We start from the raw sequence: 15,430 nt of genomic DNA on the forward strand, positions 1-15,430 counted from the left end.
CTTCTTGCTACAGGTATTCTTCAACAAGTTTCACTAATAACGGCGTCATTAGGAAGATAAGATAATATTATCCTTCGATTAACTTCTATATACAAATAATTCTAATCTATAAAAGGAGCTGATTATCTGCGACTCCTTTTTTTGAGGTAATCAGGTTTTCAGAAGAGATATAGGATATTCCTCTTTCCAAAAATTAAAAATGGCCATAGATTGATTAAAGCTAATAATTAACCTTGCTCTTGTTTTTTCCAATTGTTACTAAACTTCTAGAACAAAAATACGATATAAATATTAGAAGATTTATTAAATTTAAATAAGTATAAATTTATATTGAAAGAGAAAGAAATACATAAATTATTGGTAATAGATTTGAGGGTTAATTATGAATCAGGAACTACTAACAGATTTAGAATTATTAAATAAATTTAAACAGATTAATTTTCATAAGCTTGATAATTTTTTCAGTGACTTTTTTATAGAATATAGTGACTCTATTGAGATTAGGCATTTGAATTTAATGGAGGATTTATATAAAAAATTGAAAAATGCGCCAGTTCCCAATTTTTCAAGATTTGGTATGAAACAGTTTTATCATCGTGAATTTTATTTCGATGATGAAGATTTTTTTAGTTTATATTGGGATATTGAATTAGCTACCAAAATAATAAAAAGGAATAAACTAAAACCAGAGGCTGTACCAGTAAAATATTTACTTGATGGACTAACACAATTAAACCCTTCAAAAGTACAATCTTGCATCAATTTCACAAAAGTTAATCCAATATTTATCGTTGCATATGATCCTCATAATACTGTAATTGTTATCGATGGAAATCATAGAGTCAAAGCACAAGAACTTAAAAGGAATCCATATATTGATGCTTATTTACTAAATGATACCCTTTCAATGGAATGTATGGCAGGAGATATATTTAGATACTTATATGCAGTTCATACAAATGCCACTCTACTAGTTAATTCTATAGAAAACCAATCCTATAATGGTAACCTAGATGATTTATTGATAAAACTCTAACATAATTTATGGTCAACACTTACACTAAAAATTATATTTAAACAAAAAAAACCGAATAGCAATATCTACTGTCCAAATTTGCCAAACCAGGGTGTTGTTGTAAATATCTAAGTCGCCCAGGTCAGAAATTTGATGTTCTCGATTCTCTTATGAAGTAATTGTAAATCGAATAATAAAGTAACTAATACGATAAATGGAGCATGAATAAAGCCATGCTGCCATTTTATCTAACAAAAAGTTGTAATAAGGTAAAGTTGAGGTTATACAAGAAGATAACGGTCATTCATATTTCCACTTTTATGATCCAAATGGTAATTAACTTCAAGTACATTGGTAGGAAGAAAATAAATTTCCTTATTGCATTAACGGGCTCTTTATTTAAATAAAAGGATAAATTAATATTATAAGGTGAAAATAGGAATATTTATTAAAATAATATATTCCATAAATAACAAATATATTTTGTATAACCGAATAGAACAAACATTCGTATAATACAATTTTTACGAATGTTTGTTTACATAATTATATTATTGGCAACATCAAAACAATTAGTTTAATAGATATGTATTACGACCAATTCCATTGATTTGATCTTTATAACCTAATAATTGCCTTAATCGTGTATTGGGATATTGAAGCATAATTCTCAAATCTCTAGTAGATATCTTCGGATACTCCACCAAAATTCTTTGAATTTTAGTCATTTCTTCAATGTCATAATTTGCTTTATGGATAATAAAAGGGGATACGTACTCTGCAATATTAATTGGAGTAAGTTCCTCATTACCAGTCCACTTAAAAAGTCGGATTTGATTTTGAAATCGTATAATATTATCATCAACAGATAAAAAACGATAAATTAAATCACTTTTTACAATCGAATGATCTGAATCTTCAAGGTATCCTTCTTCTAACAGAAATACAACTATCCCCATAAAAGTATCTACAATTTGGAGGGGAATAGACTTTTTAGAATCCTGAGATATTACCTTGTTGACTCTATAGTTTTTATTTCGATATGCTGAATGTGCATTCATTTGTTCAGTTATTTTATCATTAAGAAATAGTTTATCATATTCATCATTGCTATCAATTTTAATCTTAACATTGACAGGGTCAATATTATTACCTATATGAGATAAATCACGCGTTAATCCATAGAAAAGCCGTTCTGGTATTTTAATATAAAATAAGTTTCGGAGTTCACTAGCTGATAAACCAATTTTATCAGCTGCTGAGAATGCATCAGTATTGTTCACTATTAAAATGTTTATTCTAATATTTTCTTTTATAACTGTATGTAACGTTTGTAAGTACTTTTTTATATGTGTATCCTTTGTATATTCTCTAAAATGTAATTCACTATTAGAATTACTGTTCTTAAAAATGACCCTTATTTTTTTTACAAGATTGGCAAGAGCCAAGTCAGTACCACTATATGCACCATAATAAGAAAACTCTTTATTAAATTGATCAATTTTGTTTGATTCATCGAAATATATTAAATAATTCATATAAACACTTCCTAGTGCTATTAATTTGACTTTTAGTACATAAATGTTATAATTACATCATAAATTATATGATATTACTTTCTCCGCTACCGTTTATGTAGAGCTGGTAATATACGCGCAAGAATAGCTTTTCCCCGCTACCGTTTTGGCAGGGCTGAGCTATTTTTTTGTTTTAAATCTATAATTATATTATACCAAACTTACATTTTATCCGTCCACATTCTATTGTTCGTAAAATTTATATTATACGAATAGTTAAAAGTAAAAGATTAAAAGATATTAACCCCCGCTCATTTTATTGTTGTGTAGGAAGGTTCTTATCTTTTATTAAAATTTTATCCTTTATATTTATACTAAATATTAATACTAAGTTATTTATATTATTTCTTCTTCAACTTAAGCATCCTTCTGTGTAAGTACAAAGTTTCATAAATTTATTCTAAGATAAAGCCATTTGTTAACAATTTCCCTAGGTTTATTGTGATTATCTTCTCCTTAGCTGATTCTTTAAATATAAGTAAGATTTCATCTGTACAAATAACTTGTTCTTTTAGAGGAACTATTAGACGAGAATCATTTAGAAGTTCCTTGAGCCTATCTTTGGTAATATTTATCGCTAAGAAAACCCCTTTTTGATATTCATATTTGTTTATAAACTGATCGATTTTCAATATATCTTTTTTCATATCTTTTATAGTAAGGCTAGGGTTGGCTTTAACTTCGATAATTAAGCCATTATTCATTGTATTAGGTTCATGTACTAGGAAGTCAGGATAATATATTTTATCGATACTTTGTACTTCACAATATTCTTCAATTTCACTACCTATTGGCCCTTTGCGGGGTTCACCTTGCAATATCCATTCTTCGGTCAGTTCATTTTGTTTTTGTTCCATTATTTTGCGAAATTGATGATAAAGCTCATAGCAGAATACTCTCTCTTGATGCCTACTCAAATACGGTATTAACTCTTTTCGGTCATCCTGGGATTCAATCTTATTCTCATGATAATTAAGCATAGAATCTATCCAAGCCTTATTTCCATAATAAACGTCTTCGACATTATTGATTGCTTTTCGCAAAAAATCTATATATTTACCAATATGCAAGTAATCATCACTCCTATATTATTTATGTACCAAATTCTTTGTCATAAATTAAGCAGAAGGTTTACTCTTCATTGATTAAATCTATTCTTAAGAAATATTAATAATCTATGAGAGTAGTAATAACTTCTTAATGCACCTTTCCCTTACTCTCATAAGGCAGATTTCACTAGTACATAACTATGCACTTAAAATATTCTTTCTCGTTTTCGACAAATCCCAAATCAGATTCTAATACAAGTTATATTGCGGATAATAGTTTCATTTCACAGAGAGATTTTAATTGTTCGCTATATATTAGAATTGTTTCATTTACCTAGTTATCTATTAATCCAGAATACTTTATTTAAATGTTTTTGGATTCTCTATAAATTCAATTCCAGCTAATTGATAGCGATAGAATGCATTTTGGCCATCCCAACCATTCTGCATATTTGTTGAAGGTAGAGAATTATCTTCTTCCTTTGTCACAGTACAAGTATAGTAATATCTCATTAGCACTTTATAGATTTCATCATAAGTTAATATTTTTTTTCTTGCTTTTTCCACTAGCATATTTAAATAAAGATTTTTGGGTATCATATGTTCAAAAATTAGTTTGACCTTTTCTTTTTGATGCATAAGGAGTAACGCTTGAGGTGTAATAAAGTCAGTCATACTGTATTTGCCATTATACAAGCCTTTCTGACGATGAAAGCTCTCAGTTAGATAGTATAAGTCATCCCCTAACCCTTTAGGACTTAAATGGTGTTGCTTTAATCGTTCATCGCTTATTTGGAGCTTTATGTAAATAATTTGCTCCAAATTTCTGCTTAAAAACTCAATGAATTCTATTCTGGAAAATTCACTTTTTTGGAGCGTATTTAGAGCTACCAGTTGTTGTTCCCTTTTAAGATTAACATCATCACTTAATTTACAAATTTTGTAAACATTTCCATCTGTGTGCATATAACTAATGTTATGCTGAATTCCCTTATTGACGATTGACCAGGGAATCTGTTTTCGACGTAGTTCTGCTTTCATAAAATGTGCTGCCTTTTGAATTGTTGGAAATTGTGCAAGTTTCTCATTATTTTTGAATATAATAACTGCTTTCATGCTAACTCCTTATTTATCATGATTTAGACGTTTATATTAGAGCTATTGAAGCCTCGATAAATATATATAAAAATTATAAAGTAAACCATTCACTTGTTTATTTTGGTAAAAGATAATAAAGGGTAAGATTCTTTAGATCTTATCAATTTTACTGTAAGTTGTTAATCTATTATCCCTCTTACTTTTGATTTATTGAGGATTATTATTAAGCCAAATAAACTGCCTTGCTAGCAATTCGTTTCTTTCGATATCAAAGGATGATGGATACTCCTCGTCATTTGGTAATAAAGGGTATTTATCAAGTAAATGATCAATTATAATTTGTGGGTCTATTAATCTGCAAACTGCCTTATAGTTATCTATTTCAAAATCTCCTCTATTTCTCCCACTGTAGGAAACAGGCGTATATCTTTCTAGGAATTCAAAAACAAAAAATTCATCTTGCTGAAGTTTTTCAATCAAATAGTCCGTAGCTTCATTATCTAAACCGTAGTCATTCCATATAGCAAACATGTATGCTAAATACTCGCTCGCTCCCTTAGTTTTACCGCCATATAACCTACTTGCAATGATTTCTGTTAAATATCTTGCAAGTTCTTTATAGTCGTTTTCAGAAAGTAAATTCTCATGAGTGAAATTTTTATTATTTTCTTTTTCTGGATTTAATAATATAAATGTTTCGATAGAAAAATCTAAATTATCTATACTCTTTAAAATATATCTACAAATAGAAAGTCTTAACTCACTGTCTTTAACAGAAGAAATACACCCAACAATTACATATGCCGCATTACCAAACTTAGTATTTCGCATAAATCCGTCAATTATTGGCAAATCATTTGATATATTAGCTAAAGCTAAGGCGATATGTTTAACCTGATTAATCGTGAACCATCTAGTCTTGCGTCTTAATTTAGTCATTATTGATTCCCTATTTTGTTCGGTAATTATCTTATTAAATTTTTCTTTAACTTTTATTTCATTTAAACTATCAGCAATTTTTAGCAAGTCATCCAGAACCATATCTGAAATATCTTTATTATTTACTGAGTATGAAAAATATCTTTGGAAATAGTCTTTTGCAGAAATTCTTTGTTTTAAACTCAATTGATCTTCTTCTTCACCAATAGAAAAGATTGTATAGATACTATTCAACTGGGGAAACAAGTATTTTAATAGATTCAACATTCCTTCAAATTCTTCATTATCTAGACCTTTTAAAGCTTCCTTAATTCTTTGAACTTTTTCTTCTTTATCTGTTTCTGAACTAGTGTTTTCAGATAAAAACAAATCTTGGTTATCCCTTATGAAGGAATAGATTATTGGAGTAAAAACTCTTATCCCTTCAATTAGCATTAAATCAACTACATTCACTTCACCTTTAAGTAAAGGTAATGAAAAGGTAAGAATATTCCCATATAATTTTGCTTGCCTTGGAGTACGAAGAAATAACTCCAAACTAGTTGTAAAGTAATGATAAAATTCCTCTTTTTCACTATAACTTAAGTCTATCTTATTTTTTTCAAGAATATGTTTTAGTTCATTCAAACAGTAATCCCTTAAATTTTCTAAATCTGCTGCTGGTAATTGTAATGGAACTTGTATGATTTTTTCTAAGAAAGAGGCTCCTGTGAAACTGCTGCTATAAGAATATTTATCTTGCAATGCTGAGGTTACAACCTCTTTATCAAAGGCAAGCACATATGCTGTATATTTAAAATCAGCAGTCAATTTAATAAGTCTAAATAAGGAATGTATTTCATTTTTATCTAAACGGTCTATATCATCTACTAACACAACAACTCTTATCTGCTCCTTATTCAGCTTTTCTTCTAGTCTAGTTTTAAGTTTATCTAAATTAACCCCGTTAGCTAAAAATGGGCTTACACCTTCAGCTATAGTATTAAAACCAGTAGCTTTTGCTATGGGAATACCATATGTATTAATTAGATTAGATATTTTATCCTTTTTTGTTTCTAAAGAGCTATCAATTGCGTCTGCTAAATAGTTAAAAAAGTTTATTAGCATCGTTTCTTCTGTTCCAAACCTCCATGGATTAAACTTTAGACATACTATTTCAGTATATGGTTTTAATTCATTTTCTATGAAGTTGAACACCGATGTTTTACCTTCACCCCAAGCTCCATTTATTCCTATAACAATACTACTTGGGTCAGTCCTTCCAGATATAACTTCAGCAATTCTCTTTGCAAATGGATACCTATTAAATTTATCTTCACTCAAGTCCATTATTGGTGCATCTGAAGAGTAATTATTAGTGTCTTCCAATATATCATCCCCCGAATAATTTAATTACTATATTTTGATTTTTGCCTAGGTGGTATCTAATTAAGGTAATATCATAAAGCCTTAGAATTAGAGCTAGTAAAAAGGTCAACCAATAACTGGTTAACCTTTTATACTAACTCGTCGTTTAATTGACAATAACCAATATAATATATTCTGGATAACATTCTCGTTTAGATTATTACGCACATACTTTATAGAAATTGAATTTTTATCTTAATACACTATTTTCTGCAGTAGTAATTCTATACATACTTTGAGGCTTATACTGGATTCCAACGCTAGAACAAATTTTTTGTTGTTCCTTAAAATCAGTTTTAAACATATACAGATGTCTTTTTACAAAATCTCTTAATAAATCTTGACCAATTTTATTATCGTTTAATAATTTATATAGATTTTTTATATCATCATATGGAAATTGATCATAATGTTCAAGTTTAATTGCGGCATTTATCAATCTTGCAGAATTAATATCTAGAACATCTTCAACTTTTCTTAATGTTTCATCTAACTCCTTAGATCCGACAGATAAAGAAACCTTCATTATTGTACCGCTAATAACTAATTTTGACATATTATATAAGATTCTTTTGGATCGCTTTGTAATTTCTTCATTTGATAAATTTGCATCTCCCTCTTTAGATATTATTAAATCTGTAATGAATTCAATTAAACTATCTTTATTATTTTTTAAATCCCCAATTATAGAGTTAGCTGTTCTTAAACCGATTGTGAAGGCTTCGCTACATAGGTTTTTCTTTTCTTCGCCCTTCATAGATCCATAATAATTCTTTAAAATTTGGCCAATTAATTCAATCATTTTAAATGCTTTATTCATTTCATTTATAATTTGAAGCTGATGGTTTTCAACATCCTCTTCTGATTCCTCATTGAAGTCATCTTCTGATTCATCTATTTTTGAGTCATATAAATTATCCGCACTTTTATTAACTTCATAACGGTTCGTTTTTACATCAATATCATGAATTACCATTGCTGGAATTGAATCCATAAAATCATTAATAATGCTAACATCTTCATCAAGTCTTAATTCAGTTAACGATTCAAAAATACCTTTTGCAGCCTCTTTCACTCTGAACATTATGGATGAATCTTTAGATAAATGAACTAAGAACATTAATATATTTGCATTTTTTTCTACATATAAATTCTTGCAAAGATTTGCAATGATTTTTTGCTCTTCTTCCTCTTTAACATTCTTTGCTAGATATTGAGCTATAAAATAATAATATATGTAAGAATAAGAAAACCTAAATCCGTCATTATGACTTTCCAGAATTTTTGCTCCTAACAATTTTTGCTTATAAATTGTAAATGGCAGTTGCTCATTCGTTAAATCATATTCTAATCTATATTTATCATGAAATTTGTCCCATTCAAGTGGTTTTATTTTCTTTAACTTGAATTTATAAAAGTAAAATGCTAATTCCGTCAAATAATTATTCATCGTTTCAATATCTTTGTTTTGTATCTGTATTTTCATCAATGCTTGCTTAATTAAGACTTCATAATAATAACCATTTGTGCTTTTATCTAAGTTATGTTCTTTACCACTTTCAAAGGTCTGCAGCATAACTAATATATATAACGGAAAAGTAGGAATGTAATTTGAACCAATAACCGAATTTACCATTTTTTCAAATTGATCAATTATGCGGATTTCTTGTTCCTCATTCAAGCTCTCTTCCTGACCTAATTTTACCCATTTACCAATCAACTCAGCTCTTTTTACATATCCAAACTCCGATAATTTAAACTGTCTTATCTTCAAATTTTCTATTGTTGTTGTTCTTAATTGCAGCATTTCTTTAATATTTGAAACTGAATCAGAAAAAAACACAATGTTATTAAACCACTTATTAGCATATTCTAAAAATTTTGTTTTCAATTTATCATTCAATGCTGCCTTCTGCCAATTATCAATGATTAAAACTCTATCATTTCTTTTTAATTGTAAATAACGTTCATAATTGCTTTTTCCGTATGTATCCCATACTGGTTCTTTCAGTAACTTTATCATATCTTTAATAAGTGCAGGTTTAATTCCTTGACCATCAATAAGAAGCGGATAATATCCTAGTTGATAAAATTCATTAAAGTACTTCTTGGATAACGTCGTTTTTCCTGATTCCTTTTCTCCAGTAATAAAAAAGTGTGTACTTGTATTTAGTTCACTCAATATGTGATCAGCATTTTTTTGTGATGTTACCTCATTATTCTTTTCTTGATAAAGCAACTCTTTCATATGTGGATAAACATAAATATCACTAATACTTACGTCCTCTACTCTGGGATGAGTAAGCGGAATTTGCAAATTGTTTATTTGATTTAAATAACGATCTGTAGGTTCTAATATTTCTGAATTATTACCTTTAACTGAGTGATTGTACTGCAAAGTGTTCTCCCAATCAGTTTCCATAATTCTTGAATAAATATCACCCTTCCAACCAATACAGACAACCTTTTGATGTTGATTTTCTAAATTAAAATGAATTACATTATAAGATGAGATACTATCGTCCCAATTCTCTTGAAGCGCTCCTCCTTCATGGTACTGAATTTTTCTTTTATTCCAATATTCAACAGTACTATTTTCCCCCGCATGTTCATGACCGCTTAATATAATATCTGAAGAATTTTCAATTGATTTACGAAATGCTTTTCTATTATCAGGGTCTAACCAGTTATCAGGATGATGTATTAAAGTTATATTTACATCTCCTAAATTATCTTCTATAGAATCTAACATATTTATAGGAAATATCATTTTCCCTGGATTTTCTTGTAATTCTGAAATCCATGAATTATTAATAAGATTAAAACAAATTTTTTTATTTTCTAAGATTAGAGTTACTTTTTCAAATAATTCATTTTTATATACTAATTTACAATTTTTCCAATCCTGATGAAATATCTCTTTAAATTCTTCGAAATATTTCTGCTGTTTTATCATTTTTATAATTGATTCTTCAATTGGAGAATCTTTCTTTTTTCTTACATCTTCTATGAGTATTTTGCGAGGTTTTTCAAATTCTTTATTGCTAAAATCACAATCATGGTTTCCTGGTATAAATAAAAACTCAACTTCTTTATTTAATTCATCATATATCTCTTGTTTTAAGTTATCAAAAAAGGAAAATGCCTTATTATAATATTGATCTTGCAAACCTGAATAAGCTATATCACCAGTAACACAACATACTATATAATCCGAATCTCTTAAGTTTGAAATTACAGATCTATAAAATTTGTCCAGCTTATCCTCAAGGGAATTATGCTCATTTTTAAAGTGTATATCTGAAATATGTAAAATTGTAAATATCATGAATTCACCCACCCTTTTATATAATCTCTTGAACTATCTCTAACCATTACAAAAGTTCTCCATTATCCTTTAATATAAGGAAATTACTTATCAATAATTTGATATTCTCTCTATTTTAAGTACTTTCGATAACACTAACCACTTCCTTTGTTGTCTTTGACATGTAAGTCGAATCCACCAAAATAATTTAAAGATTTATCATCTAATTTTTCTATTCAAATTATTAAGTGATTAAATAGAGGATTGGACATGTTTTTTATAAAAAAATACTTGGATTAAAAGAACGATTGAAAAATACATTAAAATCCTTTAGAACACCAAAGAACAGCAGTCTCAGAGAATTTATTATTATAATTTCATTGCTCTCTTCGCTGCTTCATTAGCCTCACGTTGCTTTAAATTTCCCTGTTGACTCTGTTGTGTATTAATATTATATTAAGCCTGTTTACCTGCAAGTTTCCAAGCATAATCAGCTTCTTAAAATTAAGTATATTATACCATGTTCCATACTAATAAATGGAAGATTACTTACTAGTTTTTCCTATATACATATATTCTTTTTAAAATCTTTGTTTTCTTTTAACTTTTGAAATATTCCTCTTGTATAAATTGTAACTTTCACTTTTCTAGATAGATATTTCCCATACCTCTCCTCCTTCAATAGATAGAAAAATTATAGAAACACGATGAGAATAATTTCCCCTCTACTAATTAATTTATTTTCTACTATTGTATATTATTATTTATTGAAGGTAGTGTTCTTGTACAGCTAAAGTTAGTCAACATTTACTTCGATAAAAATTGTAGTAGTTAAAATGCCCTCTGCAGCAGTAAACGGTAAAGCTATAAACACACCATATGAACCCCATTCCGAAGGAGCATCATATAATTTCATAGAAGCATGAAAAATTATCAAATTAAAGGTCAAAGTTATCCACTTCTTACTTGGCATATAACGGGTACAAATCCGGAAAGATATGGTTATCGATATTTAACTTGCAAAATGCCCTAAAGAAGAAACCGAAACATAAGAAATAAAGAAATGAGGTTATAAATGATGAAGATAGAATGGAAAAAAGAAACTATTATTTTTTAAACTTGAAGAGAATCAGAGGTATGGGCTGATACTTTAGCAAACGAAATACATGGTAGAACAATAAATGGATATATAACACCAGATTATAAAATAGCATATGCTCTTTCATTTTTTCTAGCTTCTAATCCTGATTATGTTGTTCATACAGAAAAGAGTTTCAATATTCATCCAGGATTAAAGGTAGAGGATTCATTTATTTATAAAGTTTGGGTAACTTTTAATAGTAAATAAATCATATATGAGGTGAATCTATATGATTAATACCTACTGAAAGCTTCTACATGTCAGCAAAAAATTTAGATTTTCTTTCATTCATTTATTTTTTGACGCTTTAACTTTTTTCAATTTAGTTTACTTCATTGGAAAATACATTGAAAAAACTTCTTGGATAATTAAAGGAAATTACTACTTAAATTCTCCATATTGAACATGGATTTGTAATATCGTATGTTGAAAAGAAACTCAAAAATGGAATTTTTATCTGTTTTCGAGTTTCTTCTCTTTAAAGCATCTAAATTTCCTCGTTCGTAGTAACATTTAGTTTTTTTAATAGTTAGTGTTACTTCTTTTACAAACGATATTTAGTTATTCAACACTTAGAAAAAACAATGAAAAGTTAAGTAATAAAATTTATGCAAATTTTGTTGCTTCCCAAGTACTTCTCACTGTAATTATAAATTTATAGATGAATGATTAAACAAAATCATTAGTAATTAAAATAGTCTTTTATTAATTATTTTTTTATGGGTGGAGGGTAGAAATATAATGAGATTTATCAACCTCATTGTATTTAAAAATTTTTAGAATTCATAGCTATCTTCTATGTTTGCATTTCATATATGTCTTCGCTACAAGTTAAACAGCTTCCATAAGCATCAGGTTTCACCCCTTTAAATGTCAGTCTTGCAGAGACTTCAATAGCAGAGATTTTAGATTTGCAAGGAATGTAATTAACTATACATCCTCCAATTTGACAATAGGAAGTTTGAACAATCCATCCTAATTCCCCATCATATAAAACATCAAAGACATATTGTTTTGATTCAATTATCAACTGAATTTGATTCTCTATTCTTACTATTTCATTTGCTAATTTCTTTGCATTATCTATCATTTTGCTATTTTTACTATCCATTTCCCATTCCTCCTCATATAATTAATGGGAAATTCTTTTAACTCTTCCATTAAACTTTTGATTCCAATAGCCATTAGACATATCTGCAATTGCAACTCCGGTAGAGCTTTGGGCGCCGATGAATTTCCCTTCTCCTAAATAAATCCCAACATGCCCATCTTTTTTATAAGTATCAAAGAATACGAGATCTCCTGGTTTAGCAGCTTCATAATTAACCGCATTCCCCATTTCTTTAAGAGTGTCTGTTGTCACTCCGGTTCTATTGCCTAAGGTTACTCCAACTTGTTCAAATGCCCAATGAACAAAGCTAGAACAATCAAAATACCCTCTACTTATATCCTCTTTGCTCCTTCCTCCTCCAAATACGTAATAAGAATTATTTATCCACTTATATCCTACTGTTGTAACATCAATCCCACTATTATTATTGATATTTAGATCGATTGTAGATATGTCCTTTTGGAACTTAAAGCTCTCTGCTAACTTTATAACTTTATCAACATACCAATCTGCATGGTTATAGGCCCATATTGCCTTCTCTTTGTTATTTTCAAATCCATGAGAAGCTAAGTAATACGCTGCGCTTGCAATGCTGTCCGCTGGATTCCACGGGTCTGCTTTTCCATCATTATTAGCATCAATTCCAAACCCGTTTCCTCTTTTTATGGTTTCTAAATCGGTGATGTCTATATCTTCAGCTACTAATCCTCCACCAATATCGTACTTAGATCCTACCCATGAAGAAGGCATAAATTGCATAGGTCCTATGGCTCCAACACTGGATTCCATGGAAATATGAGTGGAAAAGGAGGTTTCTACAGCATGTATAGCCGCTAAGTAATACCATGGTATGTTATATGTCTGTTCACCATAAAGATAATATGGCATATATTCTTCTGGTACCTCTTTAGATGATGTAATGCTTTTTTGGTAAAAATCACTTTCAAATCGTTCTCCATTTACCCTGGCATTTTCATTAGTAATAGCGGCTTCAATCATCTCTTTATCCTTTGATAAAGTTTTGCTTTTTAATTCTAATTTTTCTTTTTTTTCTTTATAAGTATCCTCTTTTTCCTTCAATGCATCTATTAACTTACTGGAAGCTTCCTGTTGTTGTTGCAATTGTTCATTCAAATCGCTAAATTCATTGAGTAATGTTTGTTTTTCCATTAAATACGTAAAATCTCTGTTCAAATCTTCTACGAAATTAAAGTTCTTTACGTTCTTCTTTATAATAATATCTTCATTTATCCCGGCAAAATTATCCGAAAGAAAGGGTAGATCATTCACCGAACTTTTCTTTTTTTCCCGATATTCATGTTCTTTCGCGGCCAGTTCATCTTTAACTTTTTTTACCTGCTTTTTATTTAAGTCTATTGCTGTTTTTAAATGATTTAGTTGCCTTTTTTTTAAAACTAATTCATTTTGGGTTATATTTATAGCCTTATCCATCTTTACAATTTGTTCTTTCAAATTTTTATTATATTCATCAATCGAATCAATCGTTGTTATTTCTTTTTCACTCTCATTTGCAGCAACATGGATTGGTCCATTTATCAACCCTATGGATAACCCAATAGCAGAAAGAAAAGTGATACTTTTAATTTTACTACTCATTTTAACCCTCCCCAAAAAATAACCCCAAGAATACATAGAAATGAATGTCTCTCTATGAATCTTGGGGTTATCCCATTTGAATTTTCAATTTGTTCAACATATTCATGTATTAACACTTTAAATAATCAATTAAAATTAGGATTAATTGAGGTAATGCTAGCACAATGCCCATATTCAGACCAAAAAGTACTTTTCCTATACACATTTACTTCTCACTCTCTATCAAACCTTTGTTAAATCAAGTGATTACTTTCTCAAACATTACTCTTTGGTAGATAAAGCTACTGCTAGAATCCCCAAATACCCTTTTGTCGAGCTATTTCTTTTTTGAATACGGTTTATCATCTCAACAAGCGTTTTTTTCTCTTCTCTACTACTTTTTTCTATAATTAATTCTGCTAATTCTTTACTCTCAATTTTTTTTTTAATAAAGGGTATTTCAATATATTCATATTTACTTAATTCATATCTAATTACCATATCTGTATAATCTGTAGGAAATTGAATAAAGTCGTTTTTAACTAATTCTGAAGATAGAGACATTTGTTTCTAAGCCCCCTATTCTACTTCAGCAATTGTGTCATTAATCGCATTTGCAAATTCTTGTAAATTCCCTCTTTCCAGTATAGAAATCTCAATAGGTAAAGCTACCCCTCCATTATTCGATACATTTAACGAACAAGTATAACTGTTAAACAAGGGAACAATACCGATAAGAATAAGGACTAATCCTATGAAAAAATCACCATTAACAAAAGAAGGAAGTCCTAATATGAATGTAAAAAACAGACCAAACAAAAATCTCTTTAGATGAAATTTTGTTGATGTTGAAACACTAGCTATGTTCTTTAAGGACATAGTAACTTCATTTTTTCCTATAGGCATTAAACCTAAAACGGTATTGCGATCATACCCTTTAAACCGTTTATTAGTTAATAATAAATCTGTTGTTAACCATCTTAATAAAACATTCGTACAGTATGTGCCTTCTTTCAGTTTTTTCTCTCTTTCCATGACGCTTTTTCTCCTTTCAACAAAAAAATCCCCCTAGAATAAGACATACAGTTTATATGTCTTCATCTAGGGGGATTCCCTCTTCGTTATTTATATAGGTAAATTATAGCAACCATATAACGAAAAGTCTAGTTGTTATTAATTTTCATTAATTA

12 protein-coding genes are annotated in these 15,430 nt (G+C 28.9%); 2 read left to right on the plus strand and 10 right to left on the minus strand.

Translation table 11 applies throughout. From position 1 onward, the window contains the following. Positions 1-382 precede the first annotated feature (382 nt). Positions 383-1,036: a hypothetical protein gene (locus tag NX902_RS25000; protein ID WP_341123889.1), complete on the plus strand. Its 654-nt coding sequence runs from the start codon at positions 383-385 to the stop codon at positions 1,034-1,036. Positions 1,037-1,587: 551 nt separating this feature from the next. On the opposite strand, the gene NX902_RS25010 is transcribed toward NX902_RS25000, so the two are convergent. The 6 genes from NX902_RS25010 to NX902_RS25035 all read right to left on the minus strand — a co-directional run bounded on the left by NX902_RS25010 (position 1,588) and on the right by NX902_RS25035 (position 11,329). Next, entirely contained in the window at positions 1,588-2,553 is a 966-nt protein-coding gene (locus NX902_RS25010) for a DUF3800 domain-containing protein (RefSeq protein ID WP_341123888.1), read from the minus strand. 434 nt (positions 2,554-2,987) lie between these two features. Next, positions 2,988-3,662: a hypothetical protein gene (locus NX902_RS25015; RefSeq protein WP_341123887.1), complete on the minus strand. Its 675-nt coding sequence runs from the start codon at positions 3,660-3,662 to the stop codon at positions 2,988-2,990. A gap of 339 nt (positions 3,663-4,001) precedes the next feature. Then, a complete protein-coding gene (locus NX902_RS25020) occupies positions 4,002-4,757 on the minus strand; it encodes a hypothetical protein (RefSeq protein ID WP_341123886.1) in 756 nt (251 codons plus the stop codon). A 189-nt stretch (positions 4,758-4,946) separates the two neighbouring features. Continuing rightward, the gene (locus NX902_RS25025) at positions 4,947-7,046 is read right to left on the minus strand and encodes a KAP family P-loop NTPase fold protein (protein ID WP_341123885.1); all 2,100 of its coding nucleotides are present in this window, start codon (positions 7,044-7,046) and stop codon (positions 4,947-4,949) included. Positions 7,047-7,275: 229 nt separating this feature from the next. Then, a complete protein-coding gene (locus NX902_RS25030; protein WP_341123884.1) occupies positions 7,276-10,413 on the minus strand; it encodes a metallophosphoesterase family protein in 3,138 nt (1,045 codons plus the stop codon). 775 nt (positions 10,414-11,188) lie between these two features. Beyond that, positions 11,189-11,329: a hypothetical protein gene (locus NX902_RS25035; RefSeq protein ID WP_341123883.1), complete on the minus strand. Its 141-nt coding sequence runs from the start codon at positions 11,327-11,329 to the stop codon at positions 11,189-11,191. A 225-nt stretch (positions 11,330-11,554) separates the two neighbouring features. Between NX902_RS25035 and NX902_RS25040 the strand changes: the two genes are divergently transcribed. Continuing rightward, on the plus strand, positions 11,555-11,740 hold the full coding sequence (locus NX902_RS25040; protein ID WP_341123898.1) for a hypothetical protein: 186 nt from the start codon (positions 11,555-11,557) through the stop codon (positions 11,738-11,740). Between the two features lie 589 nt (positions 11,741-12,329). Here NX902_RS25040 and NX902_RS25045 read toward each other — a convergent pair. The 4 genes from NX902_RS25045 to NX902_RS25060 all read right to left on the minus strand — a co-directional run bounded on the left by NX902_RS25045 (position 12,330) and on the right by NX902_RS25060 (position 15,275). Then, complete coding sequence (locus tag NX902_RS25045) at positions 12,330-12,644, minus strand: hypothetical protein (protein ID WP_341123882.1); 315 nt, start codon at positions 12,642-12,644, stop codon at positions 12,330-12,332. A 21-nt stretch (positions 12,645-12,665) separates the two neighbouring features. After that, positions 12,666-14,261: an NlpC/P60 family protein gene (locus NX902_RS25050; RefSeq protein WP_341153316.1), complete on the minus strand. Its 1,596-nt coding sequence runs from the start codon at positions 14,259-14,261 to the stop codon at positions 12,666-12,668. A gap of 261 nt (positions 14,262-14,522) precedes the next feature. Beyond that, positions 14,523-14,804 (minus strand): hypothetical protein, encoded by a 282-nt coding sequence (locus NX902_RS25055; protein WP_144545662.1) that lies wholly within the window; start codon positions 14,802-14,804, stop codon positions 14,523-14,525. Between the two features lie 15 nt (positions 14,805-14,819). Further along, a complete protein-coding gene (locus tag NX902_RS25060; protein WP_152112338.1) occupies positions 14,820-15,275 on the minus strand; it encodes a hypothetical protein in 456 nt (151 codons plus the stop codon). Positions 15,276-15,430 lie beyond the last annotated feature (155 nt).

Source organism: Niallia sp. FSL W8-0954, from assembly GCF_038005605.1.
Lineage (GTDB): Bacteria > Bacillota > Bacilli > Bacillales > Cytobacillaceae > Niallia > Niallia circulans_A.

Coding starts and splice junctions, on each gene's coding strand:
- NX902_RS25050 (WP_341153316.1), bottom strand. CDS start 14,261: ATGAGTAGTAAAATTAAAAGTATCACTTTTCTTTCTGCTATTGGGTTA.
- NX902_RS25060 (WP_152112338.1), bottom strand. CDS start 15,275: ATGGAAAGAGAGAAAAAACTGAAAGAAGGCACATACTGTACGAATGTT.
- NX902_RS25055 (WP_144545662.1), bottom strand. CDS start 14,804: ATGTCTCTATCTTCAGAATTAGTTAAAAACGACTTTATTCAATTTCCT.
- NX902_RS25020 (WP_341123886.1), bottom strand. CDS start 4,757: ATGAAAGCAGTTATTATATTCAAAAATAATGAGAAACTTGCACAATTT.
- NX902_RS25010 (WP_341123888.1), bottom strand. CDS start 2,553: ATGAATTATTTAATATATTTCGATGAATCAAACAAAATTGATCAATTT.
- NX902_RS25000 (WP_341123889.1), top strand. CDS start 383: ATGAATCAGGAACTACTAACAGATTTAGAATTATTAAATAAATTTAAA.
- NX902_RS25045 (WP_341123882.1), bottom strand. CDS start 12,644: ATGGATAGTAAAAATAGCAAAATGATAGATAATGCAAAGAAATTAGCA.
- NX902_RS25030 (WP_341123884.1), bottom strand. CDS start 10,413: ATGATATTTACAATTTTACATATTTCAGATATACACTTTAAAAATGAG.